Source organism: Mycobacterium sp., from assembly GCF_035506235.1.
Taxonomy (GTDB): Bacteria; Actinomycetota; Actinomycetes; order Mycobacteriales; family Mycobacteriaceae; genus Mycobacterium.
On the sequence record NZ_DATJPU010000167.1, the window covers coordinates 1 to 17,243 of the forward strand.

Consider the following 17,243-nt stretch of genomic DNA (forward strand, 5'->3'; position numbering starts at 1 on the left):
AGGCACTCATGTCCGAGGTGGTCGAGGAACAGGAGCTGGGCGCGGTCGACATGGTCCTGGGGTTGGGCGAGCCGCAGCGCGTGGGCCGGTTCCGGTTCTTCCTCGACGGCCAGCGCTGGGAATGGTCGGACGCCGTCGCGCGCATGCACGGCTACGAGCCGGGACAGGTCGAGCCGACCACGGAATTGTTGTTGCAGCACAAGCACCCCGAGGACCGGGAGCGCGTCGCGGCCGTCCTGGACCACGTGCTCAAGGGCAAGCCCTTCAGCAGCAGGCACCGGATCATCGACACCGCCGGACAAACCCGCTGCGTCGTCGTCGCCGGTGACCGGATGGTCGACAACAAGGGCGAGCTGGCCGGCACATCGGGCTTCTACGTCGACGTCACGGACTCGCTGCACACCGACATCACCAACGTCCTGGAGGCCGTGGCCGACGCCCGCGCCCGGATCGAGCAGGCGAAGGGCGTGCTCATGGCCGCCTACGGCATCTCCGCGGAGCGCGCGTTCGACATCCTGGTCTGGCGTTCCCAGGAGACCAACCTCAAGGTGCGCGACCTCGCCGCCCGCTTCCTGGACGCCGTGGCCGGCAAGGCGTCGCCCGACACCCGAACCCACGTCGACCACGCCCTGCTCACCCTCGAATAATCGCCCGCTGCGGGGGGTTTCATTCACTCGTTGGGAGCCCGTCGTCGTGCGGCGCCTCTTGCACCCCCCGCCGCCTTCCGCCATCTGTCGCAGACGCGCGGCCATCTGGCGATCCTCCTCCGCGAACGCGCGGTGGCGGGCCGCGCGGTTCAGGTACTCGTCGCGAAGCTCGGCGTGGAATGCATGTTCGGCGAGGTCCTCATAGGACTTGGCCGCCCCGTCCTGACTGATTGCGGATCTGTGCATGCCCTCTGCCACGGCCCGCTGGGTCGCCCTCATTTCTTGCCACATGCGCTCGGCCCGTTCGGCGGCGCGGTCGGCTTCCTCGGAGACCCGGAGATACCGGCCACCTTCGGCCGCTTGCCTGCTGGTCGCATCCATCATCAGCGCTTCTTTCGCGTTGGCCGCAGGATTGACTCGTCTGCCGCGGCCGAAACCGGGCCGGTGAAGAAAACATCGAGCAGATCATCTTTTGTTGAGCGGCGACGCCGTCGTTTTGGCGGCGGGTTTGGCACACGCGCCACTGACACATTCTCGCGCACCGTCGAACGCCACACCAGCACGCTACGCGGCCCGCACCGTCGTCGGTAGGGTCGGCGCGGTGGCGCACCTACTGGGAGCCGAGGGCGTACATCTGGAATATCCGACTCAGGTGGTGTTCGAGTCGGTGACCCTGGGCGTCGACGACGGCGCGCGGATCGGCATCGTCGGGCGGAACGGGGACGGCAAGTCCAGCCTGCTGGGCCTGCTGACCGGCCGGCTGCGGCCCGACTCCGGCCGGGTGACGCGGCGCAGCGGGCTGCGGGTCAGCGCGCTGAGCCAGGCCGACACCCTCGACCCGGCGCACACCGTGGGCTGGACGCTGGTCGGCGACCAGCCCGAGCACCAGTGGGCGGGCGACGCGCGGGTACGCGACGTCGTGGCCGGGCTGGTGTCGGACATCGCGTGGGACGCCACGGTCGACACCCTGTCCGGCGGGCAGCGCCGGCGGGTCCAGCTGGCCCGGCTGCTGATCGGCGAGTGGGACGTCATCGCCCTCGACGAGCCCACCAACCACCTGGACATCGAGGGCATCACCTGGCTGGCCGGCCACCTGCGGGAGCGATGGGCACGCAACACCGGCGGGCTGCTGCTGGTGACGCACGACCGCTGGTTCCTCGACGAGGTCGCCACGATGACGTGGGAGGTGCACGACGGGATCGTGGAGCCGTTCGAGGGCGGCTACGCGGCCTACGTGCTGCAGCGCGTCGAGCGCGACCGGGTGGCCGCCACGGCCGAGGCCAAGCGGCAGAACCTGATGCGCAAGGAGCTGGCGTGGCTGCGCCGCGGGCCGCCGGCGCGGACCTCCAAGCCCAAGTTCCGGATCGAGGCCGCCAACCAGCTGATCGCCGACGTGCCGCCGCTGCGCAACACCGTCGAGCTGGCCAAGCTGGCGACCGCGCGGCTCGGCAAGGACGTCATCGACCTGCTCGACGTGTCGGTCTCGTTTGGCGGCCGCCCGGTGCTGCGCGACGTCGAATGGCGGATCGCGCCGGGCGAACGCACCGGCATCGTCGGGGCCAACGGCGCCGGTAAGTCGACGCTGCTGGGATTGATCGCCGGCACCGTCGCGCCGGGCACCGGGCGCGTCAAGCGCGGTAAGACGGTCCGGCTGGCGATGCTGGACCAGCGCGGCGAGGAGCTGGCCGCGCTCGCCGGCGACCGGATCGCCGACGTGCTGGGCAGGCTGCGCGGCGGCTATGAGGTCGACGGCCGGGAGGTCACCCCCACCCAGCTGCTCGAGCGGCTCGGATTCGGGCGTGGCCAGCTGTCCGCGCGCGTCGGCGACCTGTCCGGCGGTCAGCGACGGCGGCTGCAGCTGATGCTCACGCTGTTGTCCGAGCCGAACGTGTTGCTCCTCGACGAGCCCACCAATGACGTCGACACCGAGATGCTGACGGCCGTCGAGGAACTGCTCGACTCGTGGCCGGGCACCCTGATCGTCGTCTCGCACGACCGCTACCTGCTCGAGCGGGTCACCGATCAGCAGTACGCGATCCTCGACGGCCGGCTGCGGCACCTGCCCGGCGGCATCGACGAGTACCTGCGGCTGGCGGCCCATCGTCCGGTTGCCCCCGAGCGCCCGCGGGCCGAGCCCGTTCCCGCAGCGATGTCCGGGGCGCAGCGACGCACCGCCGAGAAGGAGCTGGCCGCCGTCGACCGTCAGCTGGCGCGGCTCGCCGAGCGGATCGCGGCCAAACACCACGAGCTCGCCGACCACGACCAGTCCGACCACGTCGGCCTGACGCGGCTCACGGGAGAATTGCGCGGCCTGGAACAGGAGGTCGCCGCGACAGAGAGCCGGTGGCTGGAGCTCTCGGAGCTACTCGAATAATCGAACCGTGAATTCCGGCCGGCAGGGCTCAGAGGTTGTGGCGTGCGTCGGGTCCAGCACCACCGCGTCCAAGGGGACCTACCCGTGGATCGCCGAACTGGCGCGCCGACCGCAGAACCGCCGGTTCCGGTTCGTCAACCTCGGGGTGGGCGGCGACCTGTCGTTCGACGTGGTGCGGCGTCTGCCTCGCGTGATCGACATCCGGCCCGACCGGGTGATCGTCCTGATCGGGACGAACGACATCCTGGCGAGTGTCTTCCCGAATTTCCGCAGGGCCGTGCGGGTATGGAAGGGGCTGCCGCACGAGCCCACGGTGCAGCGATTCCGGGACAACCTGCACCTGATCACCCGCAGGCTGCGGCGCGAGACCTCGGCGAAAATCGCGCTGAGCTCCCTTGCGCCGGCGGGCGAAGACCCGCATTCGGTGGATCCGGTTCAGTCCCGGCTCAATGAGCTGTTCGCCGGGTATGCGGACGTGATCCGGGAGGTCTCGTGGCGCGAGGGGACGGACTACATCGCCTTCCACGAGGCCTTCCGGGAACAGCTGGAATGCGCGCGGACGTCGAAGCCTTTCACCCGGTTTTCCTTTGGGTCGTTCTACCGCGACTACCTGGTCCGGGAGATGATCCTGCGGCGCAGCTTCGACGAGATTTCGCGAATGAACGGGTGGGAGTTTCACATCGACGGCGTTCATCTCAACACCCGCGGCGGCCGGATCCTGACCGAGGTCGTTCAGCGGTTCCTGGACTCGCCGGTCGCCTGAACTGCGGGATCCTCCCCGCCTTCGCTTCGCTTGGTGGCGCGGTCACCCCCGACCGCGTGCTGCGCACGCTGACCCTTGCGCAACGTGTGCAGCAATTCGCGATACGGGCCGACGAGGTAAACGGTGTCCCCGGCCTGCAGGTAGGCGTCGCGGCGCGGATTCAGCCGCAGCGGTACGTCCTGCCGGGTGATCGCAATCACGCGGGTCAAGGTGGAGATGTCCGAACATGCGGAAGCTGTCGGGTTCGACGTGCATCGCACCCACCATGAACGAGTTCTGTCCGACCGAAAACGTAGCCAGCACGGTCCGTGCCGAGCAGGTCCGAGCGGGTTAGCCGACGCTGCGCGGGGAGGCTGCGTGCGAGCCGGTTGTGAACGAGACGAATTGCGGACGGGGACTGTCGCATGGACTCATTCGGCCCTCACCTCCTTGCAGCCAGGACACACGCGGGTGTCGTCTTTACCTCGCCCGATTTACATCCGGTCCAACGGATCCGGTACTCATCCCTGACTGGCTGGGCTCCAGCACTGGAACAGCGTACTCTAGCCGCCGAGTCGGATGGCCAGAGAGCGCCCTGGTCAGTGACTCAGTGCCAGCGCAGGAGCACCAGTTCGGAGCAGAACCCCGGACCGATCGCCAGCATCAGCCCCGGGCTGCCGCCGGGCGGCGGCTTGGCGATGGTGTCGCGCAGAATGTGCAGCACCGAGGCCGACGACAGGTTGCCGTTCTCACCCAGCGAGCGCCGGGTCAACTCGAGCGCACCGGGGCGCAGGTCGAGGCTGTTGGCGATCGCATCGATGACTTTGGGACCGCCGGGATGACACACCCACGCGCCGACGTCGTCCTTCGTCAGTCCGTGCGCGGCCAGAAACGCGTTGACGTCGCGGGCGAGGTAGCGGTCGACGACGTCCGTGAGGTCCGGTGAGAGCACGGGCTGCGGCCCGGCGGAGCCGATGTTCCAGCCCATGATGTGCAGCGAGTCGGGGTACAGGTGGCTGCGTGAGTCGACAATGTCAGGGCCGCCGGGACGCAGTTCTTCGGCGCGGCGTTCTCCGACGGCCACCACCGCGGCCGCCCCGTCGCCGAACATGGCGCTGCCCACCAAACCCGACACCGTCGGTTGCACCGCAGGGAAGGTGAGCGAACACAGCTCGACCGCGATCAGGACCGCCACGCCGTCGGGGTCGCCCTGCAGGTAGTCATGCAGGCGGACGACGCCCGCCGCGCCGGCCACGCAGCCGAGGCCGTACATCGGCATGCGCCGCACGTCCGGTCGCAACCCGAGTCGTCCGGCGATGCGGGCATCCAGTGAAGGCACCGCCACCCCGGTGACCGTCGTCGTCGCGAGCATGTCCACGTCCTGCAGTTGCAGGCCCGCTTCTTCGAGCGCGCCCAGGAGGGCCGCACAGCCGAGGTCGACGGCGCTTTCGATGAAGATCTCGTTGGCCTCGCCGAAGTTCGTCAGCGACTGGTAACGCTCCAACGGGAGCACGAAGTGACGGCTTTTGACCTTCGCCCCGGCGTGCAGGCGCCGGACGATCTCCTCGTGGGGCTTGAGCGCCGGGAATTCGACGACCTGATCGGTGATCTCGGTTTGGCTGTATCGGTATGGCGGCAAGACGCCGACGACACTCGCAATCACGCTCATATCCCTAACCCTCTTCCGTTTCCCAAACCCTCACTTTTCCCAAACCGAATTAAGCGCGGCCGGCCTAAGCCCTGGACGGTGCTTTCGAATTCGAAAGCAAGTCTAAGAGCTTCGCCGCGGCACCGCCAAAAATCGTTGGTATTCAACAACTGTCTAGTTCAGTATTCGACGTCTGTTTAATTGCGGCCGCCGGTCCGCCCGTATCCGATTGAGGCACAGCGCTTCCTCATCCATCATGGTCACCGGGCTCGAGGGCCATCGCGATCAGCGCATCGGGACTCAGCGAATCGATCACCTCGTCACTGACGGTGAGATCCGCAAGCGAACTTTCGGAGTCGCCGGCGAGCACCAGCAGTTGGTCGAGCAATCCGGTTCTGCGAAGTTGGCGAATGGAAATTTTTGTCAGCAGGGATCGAATGGTCTCGTCGTCGGCATCATCTCGACCCCCGCGCAGAATCTGGTCACCGAGGTGGTCGGCCAGGGCCGCCGGCGTGGGATAGTCGAAAATGGCGGTTCGGGACACGGTCAGCCCGGTATCGGCGGATAGGCGGTCACGGAGCTCGACCCCCGTCAGCGAATCGAAGCCGAGATCCGCGAAGGCGCGCTCGGGATCCACGGCCCGGGGGTCGGAGTAGCCCAGCACGGTCGCCGCATGCGCGCTCACCAATTCCACCAGCGTCCGGCGGCGTTCGTCGGGGCCGAGCCCTTGCAGGCGCCCAAACCGTTCGGCGGGTCCCACCGCGGCCGGCGGCAACGGCGCGGATTTGACGTCCAGCCAAAACCGTTGCCGGTCAAACGCGTAGGTGGGCAACGGGATCCGTCGCCCGCCACCCAGTACTTTCGCCCAGTCAACTCCGGCGCCATCGACGTACAGGCGGGCCGCGGCCGTTAGCAGCGAGTGAGTTTCGGCATGCTCCTTGGTCATCGTGACCACCGACAGCGGCCCCGGCGTCGTCAGGGACTGCTCCACGGCGGCGCTGAGCCCACCGCCGGGCCCGACCTCGACGAACCGCGTGCCGCCCAGCGACTCGGCGCACCGCACGCCGTCGGCGAAAAGCACGGGGGCCAGCGCGTGCTCGGTCCAGTATCGCGACGAGCCGTAGCCCGGTCCCGCCGAGCCGCCAGAAATGTTGGAAATCAGAGGGATTCGCGCTTCAGCGATCGCCACTTCGGCCGCCACGGCCGCAAAGGCGTCGATCATCGGCTCCACTAGGGGCGAATGGAAAGCATGGGACACCGCGAGACGGTGCACCCGGACGCCGCGCTGTTCACAGGCGCGCACGGTTTCGGCCACCGACGCCTCGGCGCCGGAGATCACCACGGCGTTGGGACCGTTGACCGCCGCGATGCTGACGCCCCCGGTCAGCAGCGGAGCCACCTCGGCCTCGCTGGCGGCCACCGCAACCATCGCACCGCCAGCGGGCAGCTCGGCCATCAACCGGGCCCGCGCCGCGACTAGCTTGGCCGCGTCGGCCAACGACAACATCCCCGACACGTGAGCCGCGGCGATCTCACCGACCGAATGGCCCATGACCATGTCCGGTGTCACGCCCCAGTGCTGCAGCAGCGCCGCCAACGCGATCTCGACGGCGAACAGCGCGGGCTGCGCAAACTCTGTGCTGCGCAACGCTTCTGCGTCCCCGATCGCCTGCGCGAGCGGAATCCGCAGGTGGGCATCCAACGACTCCGCGGCTGCGTCGAAGGCACGGGCGAACACAGGGAAGCGGCCATGCAGTTCGGCCCCCATCCCCTGCCGCTGCGCCCCCTGGCCGGGAAACACGAAGACGGTCTTCCCCGCCGGGCGGCCCCGGCCCGTGACGACGTCCACACCGGGCCGCCCGCAAGCCAGGCTCGCCAGACCTGCCGTGAGCGTTTCGCGGTCGCCGCCCACCACCACCGCCCGCCGCGCGAAGTGTGTTCGCGTCGTCGCCAGCGACCACGCCACGTCGTCCACCCGTCGTCCCGCGTCGTCCGCGACGTACCTGAGCAACCGGTCGGCCTGATCGGTCAGCGCCCGTTCCGAGCGGGCGGTCACCACCCACACCGCGGGGTCCGGGCTGCTCGCCGCGCTCTCGGGTTGCTCGGGCGGTTCCTCGACGATCACATGCGCGTTCGTCCCGCCCATCCCGAACGACGACACCCCGGCGCGCCGGGGCCGATCGCCGGTTGGCCATGACGCCACCGCGGTGCTGACCCGCAGCCCGAGGCGTTCCAAGTCGATAGCGGGGCTGCGGTGGTTGAGGGTCGGCGGGATGGCCGCGTGTTCGATTGCTAGGACGGCCTTGAGCAGGCCCGCGATCCCGGCGGCGCTCCCGGTGTGGCCGATGTTGGTTTTCACCGAGCCGAGGATGACGGGATGACCGCGGCGCGGGCCGAAGACCTCCCCCAACGCCTCTGCCTCGACCGGGTCGCCGGCCGGGGTGCCGGTCCCGTGGGCCTCGAGGTAGTCGATGTCGAGGATGCTCAGCCCAGCGTTGGCCAGGGCGCGCCGGATGACGTCGGCCTCACCGGAAACCGAAGGCACGGTCGGCCCGGCGGGCCCGTGCCCGCCGTTGCCCACCGCGCTGCCGCGGATGATGGCTCGGATCGGGTCTCCGCTCGCCAGGGCCGCGGCGAGCGGCTTCAGGAGCACCAGCCCCGCGCCTTCGCTGCGCACGTAGCCGTCCGCCCGCGAGTCGAAGGCGTAGGTGTGGCCGGTTTTGGAGGTCGCGCCGAATTCGTCTTCCAGCAAGGCGGTTTCGCGCGCCGCGTTCACGTGCACCCCCCCGGCGATCGCCAGCGTCGATTCGCCCGTGCGGAGGCTTTCGCATGCCAGGTGTACCGCAACCAGGGAGGACGACTGGCCCGAATCGACCGTCATGCTGGGGCCGTGCAGTCCGAAGGCGTATGAGACCCTGTTGGCGATCATCGCCCGGCTGACACCGGTGAACGAGTGGTGATCGACTTCCGCGCCATCACGGTGCGTCGAGAGGGCCGTCAAAACGGCATAGTCGTCGGTCATCGCTCCAAGGTGGACGGCGACCCGTTCACCGCGCAGCGTCTCCGGGATGACGAACGCGTCCTCGAGCAGTTCCCAGGTCAATTCGAGCGCGAGTCGCTGCCGAGGATCCATCGCGCGCGCTTCACGGGGCGAGACATTGAAGAAGTCAGCGTCGAATGCGGCAATGTCGTCGAGCGACCCCCCGGGTTCGAGCCCGTCGTGCATCAGGTCCCAGAGGTCCGCGGGGTTGGCGGCACCGGGGAACCTGCATGCGAGCCCGATGATCGCCACATCGATCGGTGGCACAACACTCATAGCGGCATCAGACTCATAGCGGCATCAGACTCATAGCGGCATCAGGGACCGGCATCTTCGTCGAGAAGCGCGAACAGCTCCTCCTCGGTGGCGGTGGTGATGTCGTCGGCGTAGACAACCGGCGGTGGCTCGAAAACCGGGCCCGCCGTCGCGGTCAGCAGCGTCTGAACGCGGGTGCTCATCCGCTCCTTGTCCTCGGGACTCCACCCCGGTTGGTCGATCAGCCTTTGCAGCTCGCGTACGACGTCGTCGAAACGAGACATCCGGCCGGGCGCTTCGCCGGTCACCGCGGGGGCCGCACCGGCCAGTTGGGCGTCGAGGTGCCCGGCGAGCGCGGCGGGTGTTGGATGGTCGAAGATCACTGTCGGGGAAAGGGTGAGTCCGGTCGCCGCCTTGAGCCGGTTACGCAGTTCCACCGCGGTCAGGGAGTCGAAACCGAGATCCTGGAAAGCGTGGTCGGCACCGACGTCCGCGGCGCCGTGGCCCAACACGGTGGCGGCGTTGCCGCACACCAGGTCAGCGAGCTCGCGCTGCCGCTGCTCGGCGGTGAGTCCCTGCAGTCGCGCGCGCAGACCCGAGGCCGACGCGGCGCCGCCCGTATCGGTGACGACGCGTCGTGCCCGTCGGGTACCCAGTTCGCGCAGCAGCGCGGGCAGTTCTGCGTTGTCGCGGGACAGCCTCGCCGTGTCCAGCCGCGCGGCGACCAGCGTCGAGCGATCGATCAGCATCGCGTCGTCGAGCAGCGCCATCGCCTGCCCGGTGGGCAGAGGCGCCAGCCCGACGCGGCTCATCCGGGCGCGGTCCTTGTCCTCGAGGTGCCGCGTCATCGCCGACGGTTGTTCCCAGAGCCCCCACGCGACGGACAGTCCCGGCAGCCCGCGGGCTCGGCGGTATGCGGCGAGCCCGTCGAGGACGCTGTTCGCCGCCGCGTAGTTGCCCTGGCCGGGAGCGCCCACGATGCCGGCCATCGACGAGAACATGACGAATGCCGAAAGATCCAGTCCTGCGGTCAACTCGTGCAGGTGCCACGCCGCGTCCGCCTTGGCGCGCAGCACCGCATCGACACGGTCTGGGGTCAACGACGCGATGAGCCCGTCGTCGAGCACCCCCGCGGCGTGGAACACACCCCGCAATGGATAGCCCGCGGCCACGCCGGCGACCGCCGCCGCCAGCGCGTCGCGATCGGAGGCATCGCAGGCCACCACCGACACCAGGGCGCCTTCAGTCCGCAATTCGGCGGCGAGAGCGGCGATCCCGTCGGCGCGCTCGCCGCTGCGGCTGATGAGCATCACGTGCGGCACGCCGTGGCGGGTGACCAGGTGGCGCGCCAGCGCCGAACCCGCCATGCCCGTCCCACCGGTGATCAGGACCGTGCCGCCGGACAGCCCGCCGGGTCCGTCGGGCAAGGTGAGCACGACCTTTCCGACATGGCGGGCCTGGCTGACGAACCGGTACGCCTCCACCGCGCGGCGTACGTCGAACGTCTTGGTGGGCAACGGCGTCAACACGCCGGCGGTGAACAGGCCCACCAATTCGCGCAGCATGTCGGCTATGCGGTCCGGGCCGGCCTCCATCAGGTCGAACGCCCGATACGCCACCCCCGGGTACTGCGCGGCGATCTGCTGCGGATCGCGTAGGTCGGTCTTGCCCATCTCGATGAAGCGCCCGCCCCGGGCCAGCAGCCGCAGCGACGAGTCGGTGAACTCCCCGGCCAGCGAATTGAGCACCACGTCGACGCCGGTCCCGCCCGTCGCCGACAGGAACTTCTCCTCGAACCCCAACGTCCTCGAGTCGGCGATGTGGTCGTCGTCAAGACCCATGCCGCGCAGCACATCCCACTTACCGCGACTCGCGGTGGCGAACACCTCGACGCCCCAGTGCCGGGCCAGCTGGACCGCGGCCATGCCCACCCCGCCGGCCCCGGCATGCACGAGCAGCCGTTCACCGGCCCGCAATCCCGCCAACACCGACAACCCGTAGAGGGCGGTCAAAAACACCACCGGCACACCCGCGGCCTCGGTCAAGGACCAGCCCCGCGGCACCCGCGCCAGGTATCGCTGATCCACCGCGGCTTCGGAACCGGCCAGTCCCAGGATGCCCATCACCGTGTCGCCGACGGCCAGCTCCCTCACCGCCGGGCCGACCTCCACGACCACCCCGGCGCCTTCCGCGCCCAGTTCCGCGAACCCCGGGTACATGCCCAACGCCACCAACACGTCCCGGAAATTGACCCCGACCGCAGCGGCAGCGACCCGAACCTGACCGGCGGCCAGTTCGACCCGGGGGCAGGGCCGCACCGCAAGATCCTCCAGCGTGCCCGCGTCACCCGCGGCCAGTCGCCACACCGACGGGGGCTCCGGCAGCGGCAGCACCGACGGCTTGGTGACCGCCCGCAACCGGGGCCGGTAGACCGCGCCGCCGCGAACCACCAATTGCGGCTCGCCGCAACCGATCAGCGATCGAACGTCGACCGACCCGTCGGAATCGACCAACACCACCCGGCCGGGATGCTCGGCCTGCGCCGACCTCACCAGACCCCACACCGCGGCGCCGGCCAAGTTCGTGACTTCCTGGTCGGCGGCTCCCACGGCGCCGTGGGTCACCACCACCAGCGGACCGGGCCGGTCGGCGGCGAGCGCCGACTGCACGGCGCCGAGCACTTCGTGGACGGCCCCGTGCACCGACCCGGCTTGACACCCGGACCCGTCGGAATGCAATTCCCACACCTCGGGATCGGCCCCGGAACTGCTGTCCCCCAGGTTCAACGGTGACCACGCCACTTCGAAGAGTCCGCCGCCGCCCGCACCGGCCAAGGCCGACAACTGCTCGGCCGACACCGGACGCGTCACCAGCTCGCGCACCGACAGCACGGGCGAGCCCGCCGGATCGGCGATCTCCAGCGACACCGCGCCCGATTCCACCGGCGACAGCTTCACTCGGACCCGGGACGCCCCCGCCGCATGCAGGTACACCCCCTGCCAGGAGAACGGCAACACGGCGGGCGACCCCTCGTCGGCCACCCCCAGCGCGTGCAACGCCGCGTCCAACACCACCGGGTGGATCCCGAAGCCGGACGCCGTCACACCGGCGTCTTGCGGCACCTCGACCTCGGCGAACACGTCGCGGCCCGAGCGCCACACCGCCCGCAGGCCCCGAAACGCCGGCCCATACCCGTAACCGCGCTCCGCCAAGCCGTCGTAGGCGCCGGTCACGTCGACCGCCTCCGCACCCACCGGAGGCCACAGCGCCAGGCCGGCCGAAGGGGGCGCCGACTCCGCGCTCAGCAGGCCCTCGGCGTGCAGCATCCATCCCGAATCGCCCTGCGCGGCGCGCGAATACACCGCGACCGGGCGCGACCCGCCCGATTCGGAGGCATCGGCGGAGTCGCCGGAGTCAGGGCCGCCGACCACGACCTGCAACTGCACCGCGCCGGTCGTCGGCAACACCAACGGCGCCCCCAACGTCAACTCCTCGATCAGCGAACAGCCGACCTCGTCGGCGGCCCGCATCGCCAGTTCCACGAACGCGGCGCCGGGGAGCAGCACCATCCCGGCCACGGCGTGGTCGGCCAACCACGGCTGGACGGTCGTCGACAACCGGCCCGTCAACACCAGCCCGCCCGAATCGGGCCGGTCCACCACCGCGCCAAGCAGCGGGTGCTCGGCCCCCACCAAACCGGCACCACCGACGTCCTGCCCCGCCACCGCGTCGGGTGACAGCCAATAACGTCGCCGCTGGAAGGCGTACGTCGGCAGGTCCACTCGCCGCGCGGCCAAGCCGTCGAACGCCGCGGCCCACTGCACACTCAGGCCGGCCGTGAACAACCGACCCGCCGCGAACAGCAGCGAGTCGACCTCGGGACGGTCCTTGGGCATCGTCACCACCGCGGGCGTCTCGACCGCCTGCCCGACAGCCGACGTCAGCGCCGCGCCCGGACCGACCTCCACGAACAGCCCGGCGCCCAGAGTCTCCGCCGAACGCACACCGTCGAGGAAGCGCACGGGCCGGCGCACGTGCTCGGCCCAGTACCCCGGCGAACCATAGTCGGGCCCGGCGGGCTGTCCGGACACGTTGGCCACCAGCTCGATTTGCGGCTTGCCGGGCCGGATCCCGGCCGCCACGGCGGAGAACTCCTCGATGATGGGATCCATCAACGACGAGTGGAACGCGTGCGACACCGCCAATCGGTGCACGCGCCGGCCCGACGCGGCGAGCCGATCCACCACGGCGTCCACCGCCGCCCGTGCACCGGAGAGCACCACCGCCTCCGGGCCGTTGACCGCGGCGATGTCGACGCCCTCGCCCAGCAGCGGGAGCACCTCTGCTTCACCGGCCGCCACCGCGACCATCACACCGCCGTCGGGCAGCGCCGCCATCAGCCGGCCGCGGGCGGCCACCAAACGCGCCGCGTCTGCCGGCGACAGCACCCCGGCCACCTGCGCCGCGGCGATCTCCCCCACCGAGTGACCCATCACCACGTCGGGCACCACACCCCAGGACTGCCACAGGGCCGCCAGCGCGACCTCAACGGCGAACAACGCCGGCTGGGCGAATTCGGTGTTCTGCAGCAACTCCGGGTCGGTGCCCCACATCACAGTGCGCAACGGCAACCGCAGATGGCCGTCCAATGCCTCGGCGGCCTCGTCCAGCGCGCGGGCGAAGACGGGGAAGCGCTCGTACAACGCCGCGCCCATTCCCAGGTACTGCGAACCCTGACCGGGGAACGTGAACACGGTCTTGCCCGTGGACCGTGACCGCCCCGCCTGCACCGCCGGGCCCGGCTCCCCGAACGCCAAATCCGCCAACTCCGCCGTCAGCTGTGCCCGCTCGGCGCCCACCAGCACCGCGCGATGCTCAAACACCGACCGCGTCGTCGCCAGCGACCAGCCCACATCGACCGCGTCGAAGTCGGCGGCGAGGTGCTCCGACAACCGGCGGGCCTGAGCCGATAGCGCGTCGGCGGAGCGGGCGGAGATCACCCAGGGCACCGCGGGCGCGTCGCCACGGCGTTGCGGCGCGACGACGTCCTGCTCCCGGGAAGGCTCCGCCGGAGCCTCTTCGACGATCACATGGGCATTCGTGCCGCTGATCCCGAACGACGACACCCCCGCCCGGCGGGGCTTGTCCCCCACCGGCCACGGCCGTGTCTCGGTCAACAGGCGCACCTCACCCGCGGACCAATCGACCCGGGGCGTCGGCGAATCGACGTGCAGCGTCTTGGGCAGCACGCCATGCCGCATCGCCTGCACCATCTTGATGACCCCGGCCACCCCCGCGCCGGCGGAGGTATGGCCGATGTTGGACTTGATCGAGCCCAACCACAGCGGTCGATCCCCCGGCCGGCCCTGCCCGTAGGTGGCCAGGAGCGCCTGAGCCTCGATGGGGTCGCCCAGGACGGTCCCGGTACCGTGCCCCTCGACCACGTCAACGTCCGCCGCCGTCAACCCGGCGTTCGCCAGTGCTGCCCGGATCACCCGTTGCTGCGATGGACCGTTCGGTGCGGTCAACCCATTGGAGGCGCCGTCCTGGTTGACCGCCGATCCCCGCAGCACCGCCAGCACCGGATGCCCCAGCCGGCGCGCGTCGGCCAGTCGCTCCAACACCAGCACGCCCGCGCCCTCGGACCACGACGTGCCATCCGCGGCAGCGGCATACACCTTGCACCGCCCATCGGCGGCCAGCGCCCGCTGCCGGCTGAACTCGACGAACGCCGCGGGGCTCGCCATGATGGTGACACCCCCGGCCAGCGCCAGATCGGTTTCCCCGGAACGCAAGGACTGCGCCGCCAGGTGCATCGCCACCAGCGAAGACGAACACGCCGTGTCCACCGACACCGCCGGGCCCTCCAGGCCCAGCACGTAGGCCACTCGGCCCGACGCAACGCTCAGCGTCGAGCCCGTGAAACCGTAGCCCTCCAGCTCCCCTTTGACCTCGCCTCCATAGCTGCCGTGGATGACTCCGGCGAACACCCCCGTCGCCGAACCGCGCAACCGCGTGGGGTCGATCCCCGCCCGCTCCAACGCTTCCCAGCAGATCTCCAGCATGAGTCGTTGCTGGGGGTCCATCGCCAGCGCTTCGCTGGGCCCGATGCTGAAGAATGCGGCATCGAATTCGGCCGCGTCCCGCACGAAACTGCCGCGACGTGTGTAGGTCTTGCCCGGGGCGTCGGGGTCCGGATCGAACAAAGCGTCGATGTCCCAGCCGCGGTAGGTGGGAAAGTCCGAAACCGCGTCGCGTTCTTCGACCACCAGGTTCCACAGGGCTTCCGGCGAATCCACGCCGCCCCCGTAGCGGCAGGCCATGCCCACCACCGCCACCGGCTCGGACAGCCGTCCCTCTAGCTCGGAGACGCGCCGCCGCGCCCGCCTCAGGTCCGCCGTCAGGCGTTTGAGGTAATCAACGTGTTTCTCGGTGCCGGTCATGTCGGATGGCCTCGGTGGCCGAGTTCTTCGTCGAGGATCGCGAAGAGTTCGCTTTCAGTGGCGGCGCGCAGGTCGTCGTCAAGACCCTCGGCATCGTCGGCGACGAAACCGGTGAGCAGGCTCTGGATGCGGGCGCTCAACAACGCTTTGTCATCGGCGCTCCAGCCCGGCCGGCTCAGCAGCGCCTCCAGTTCGCGGGTGATGTCCTCGGCCTGTGCCGCGGGACCGGAGTAGTCGACGGTGTCGGCGAGCCGGATGTCGAGATGCCCGGCCAGAACGGACGGGGTGGGATAGTCGAAGATCAACGTCGGTGAAAGCGTAAGGCCGGTGGCGTTTTTGAGCCGGTTGCGCAGCTCGACGGCCGTGAGCGAGTCGAAACCAAGCTCCTGGAACGCCCGGCCCGAGTCGATGTCCGCGGGGTTGGGGACTCCCAGCACCGTGGCGGCGCTGCCGCGCACCAGGTCGACCAGTTCCCGCTGACGCGCCTCGGGGCTCAGCCCGGCCAGTCTGGTGGCCAGGTCGGTGGTCGGTGATGCGCTCGCGGCGTCGACGACGACGCGCCGGGTGGGGCGTCCAGCGACATCGCGCAACAGCGGGGGCAGGCCGGTTTCGTTGCCCGCCAGCGCGGTTCGGTCCAGGCGGGCGGCCACCACCACGGGGTGGTCCAGCAGCATGGCGCCGTCGAAGGCGCCCAGCGCCTGTTCTGTCGACAGCGGGGCCAGCCCGAGGCGGGTCATCCGGGCCTTGTCGCGATCGCCCAGGTGGGCGGTCATGGCCGATGCCTGCTCCCAAAGACCCCACGCCAGTGACGATCCCGGCAGCCCCTGCGCCCGCCGGCAGGTCATCAGGCCGTCGAGGAAACTGTTGGCCGCCGCGTAGTTGGCCTGAGCGGGCGTGCCGACGATGCCGGCCATCGACGAAAACACCACGAACGCCGACAAATCCAGGTGACGCGTCAGCTCGTGCAGGTTCCAGGCGCCGTCGACCTTGGCTCGCAGCACCGCCCGCACGCGCTCCGGCGTCAACGAGGCGATGAGCCCGTCATCGAGGATCCCCGCGGCGTGGATGACAGCCCGCAGCGGGTGTTGCGCCGGAATCCCGGCGAGCATCCGTGCCACCGCCTCGCGGTCGGCGACGTCGCACGCCACGACGGACACCCGCGCCCCCGCCCCCGTCAGCCGGCGCACCAGCTCCGCCACCCCGGCGGCGTCGGCGCCCGAACGGCTGGCCAGCACCACATGGCCCACCCCGTAACGGTCGACGAGGTGACGCGCGAGGGCCGAACCGGCCATCCCGGTGCCCCCGGTGATCACCACGCTGCTCCCTGCCAGGCCGCCGCCGCAGCCGCTGAGCAACTCGCCCGGGCCGCCCGGTACGGTGAGCACCACCTTCCCGATGTGGCGGGCCGAGCTGACATAGCGGTAAGCCGAGGGTGCGCACCGGACGTCGAATGCCTTCTGCGGCAGCGGCCGCACCGCGCCGCCGTCCAGCAGCCGCATGATCTCGGCCAGCATCGCCGCGGTGCGGTCCGGCCCCAACTCGATCAAATCGAACGCGCGATACGCCACCCCCGGGTACTGCGCGGCGATCACCTGCGGGTCGCGCAGGTCGGTCTTGCCCATCTCGATGAAGCGCCCGCCGTGGGTCAACAGCCGCAAGGACGCATCGGTGAACTCCCCGGCCAGCGAGTTGAGGACGACGTCGACGCCGGCCCCGCCGGTGGCGGCCAGGAACTTTTTCTCGAACTCCAGCGTGCGCGAATCGGCGATGTGGTCATCGTCGAAACCCATGGCGCGCAACGTCTCCCACTTGCCGCGGCCGGCGGTGACGAACACCTCGGCACCCCGGTGCCGGGCCAGCTGCACCGCGGCCATCCCGACCCCACCGGCCGCGGCGTGGACCAAGACCCGCTCTCCCGGCCGCAACCCCGCCAGCACCGACAGCCCGTACAGCGCAGTCAGGAACACCACCGGCACCGCCGCGGCGTCCGCCCACGACCAGTCCCGGGGCGCGCGCACCAGCAACCGCTGATCGACAACCGCCTCGGAGCCCGCCAGGCCCAGGATTCCCATCACCGCATCGCCGACCGCCAGA

8 protein-coding genes and 1 pseudogene are annotated in these 17,243 nt (G+C 70.1%); 4 read left to right on the forward strand and 5 right to left on the reverse strand.

Going from position 1 to position 17,243, the window contains the following annotated elements:
* From VMD50_RS15975 to VMD50_RS15990, 4 genes are all read left to right on the forward strand, one after another.
* Nucleotides 1-647, forward strand: a 647-nt coding sequence (locus tag VMD50_RS15975) for a PAS and ANTAR domain-containing protein (RefSeq protein ID WP_325428711.1), incomplete at its 5' end; no start/stop codon positions are given.
* A 30-nt stretch (nt 648-677) separates the two neighbouring features.
* On the forward strand, nt 678-1,238 hold the full coding sequence (locus VMD50_RS15980) for a hypothetical protein (RefSeq protein WP_325428712.1): 561 nt from the start codon (nt 678-680) through the stop codon (nt 1,236-1,238).
* Between the two features lie 10 nt (nt 1,239-1,248).
* On the forward strand, nt 1,249-3,021 hold the full coding sequence (locus tag VMD50_RS15985; protein ID WP_325428713.1) for an ABC-F family ATP-binding cassette domain-containing protein: 1,773 nt from the start codon (nt 1,249-1,251) through the stop codon (nt 3,019-3,021).
* 7 nt (nt 3,022-3,028) lie between these two features.
* On the forward strand, nt 3,029-3,784 hold the full coding sequence (locus VMD50_RS15990) for an SGNH/GDSL hydrolase family protein (RefSeq protein WP_325428714.1): 756 nt from the start codon (nt 3,029-3,031) through the stop codon (nt 3,782-3,784).
* Here VMD50_RS15990 and VMD50_RS15995 read toward each other — a convergent pair.
* From VMD50_RS15995 to VMD50_RS16015, 5 genes and pseudogenes are all read right to left on the reverse strand, one after another.
* Nucleotides 3,754-4,087, reverse strand: a pseudogene (locus VMD50_RS15995) (hypothetical protein); the annotation flags it as partial. The gene VMD50_RS15990 and the pseudogene VMD50_RS15995 sit on opposite strands and share 31 nt — an antisense overlap.
* Nucleotides 4,088-4,370: 283 nt before the next feature.
* Nucleotides 4,371-5,432: a type III polyketide synthase gene (locus tag VMD50_RS16000; protein WP_325428715.1), complete on the reverse strand. Its 1,062-nt coding sequence runs from the start codon at nt 5,430-5,432 to the stop codon at nt 4,371-4,373.
* A gap of 226 nt (nt 5,433-5,658) precedes the next feature.
* The gene (locus VMD50_RS16005; protein WP_325428718.1) at nt 5,659-8,718 is read right to left on the reverse strand and encodes a type I polyketide synthase; all 3,060 of its coding nucleotides are present in this window, start codon (nt 8,716-8,718) and stop codon (nt 5,659-5,661) included.
* A 50-nt stretch (nt 8,719-8,768) separates the two neighbouring features.
* On the reverse strand, nt 8,769-15,149 hold the full coding sequence (locus tag VMD50_RS16010) for an SDR family NAD(P)-dependent oxidoreductase (RefSeq protein ID WP_325428716.1): 6,381 nt from the start codon (nt 15,147-15,149) through the stop codon (nt 8,769-8,771).
* Nucleotides 15,146-17,243, reverse strand: a 2,098-nt coding sequence (locus VMD50_RS16015) for a type I polyketide synthase (RefSeq protein ID WP_325428717.1), incomplete at its 5' end; no start/stop codon positions are given. The genes VMD50_RS16010 and VMD50_RS16015, both read right to left, overlap by 4 nt.

Excerpts from the sequence above, each read along its gene's own strand:
- VMD50_RS16010 (WP_325428716.1), bottom strand. The coding sequence starts at position 15,149 with ATGACCGGCACCGAGAAACACGTTGATTACCTCAAACGCCTGACGGCG.
- VMD50_RS16000 (WP_325428715.1), bottom strand. The coding sequence starts at position 5,432 with ATGAGCGTGATTGCGAGTGTCGTCGGCGTCTTGCCGCCATACCGATAC.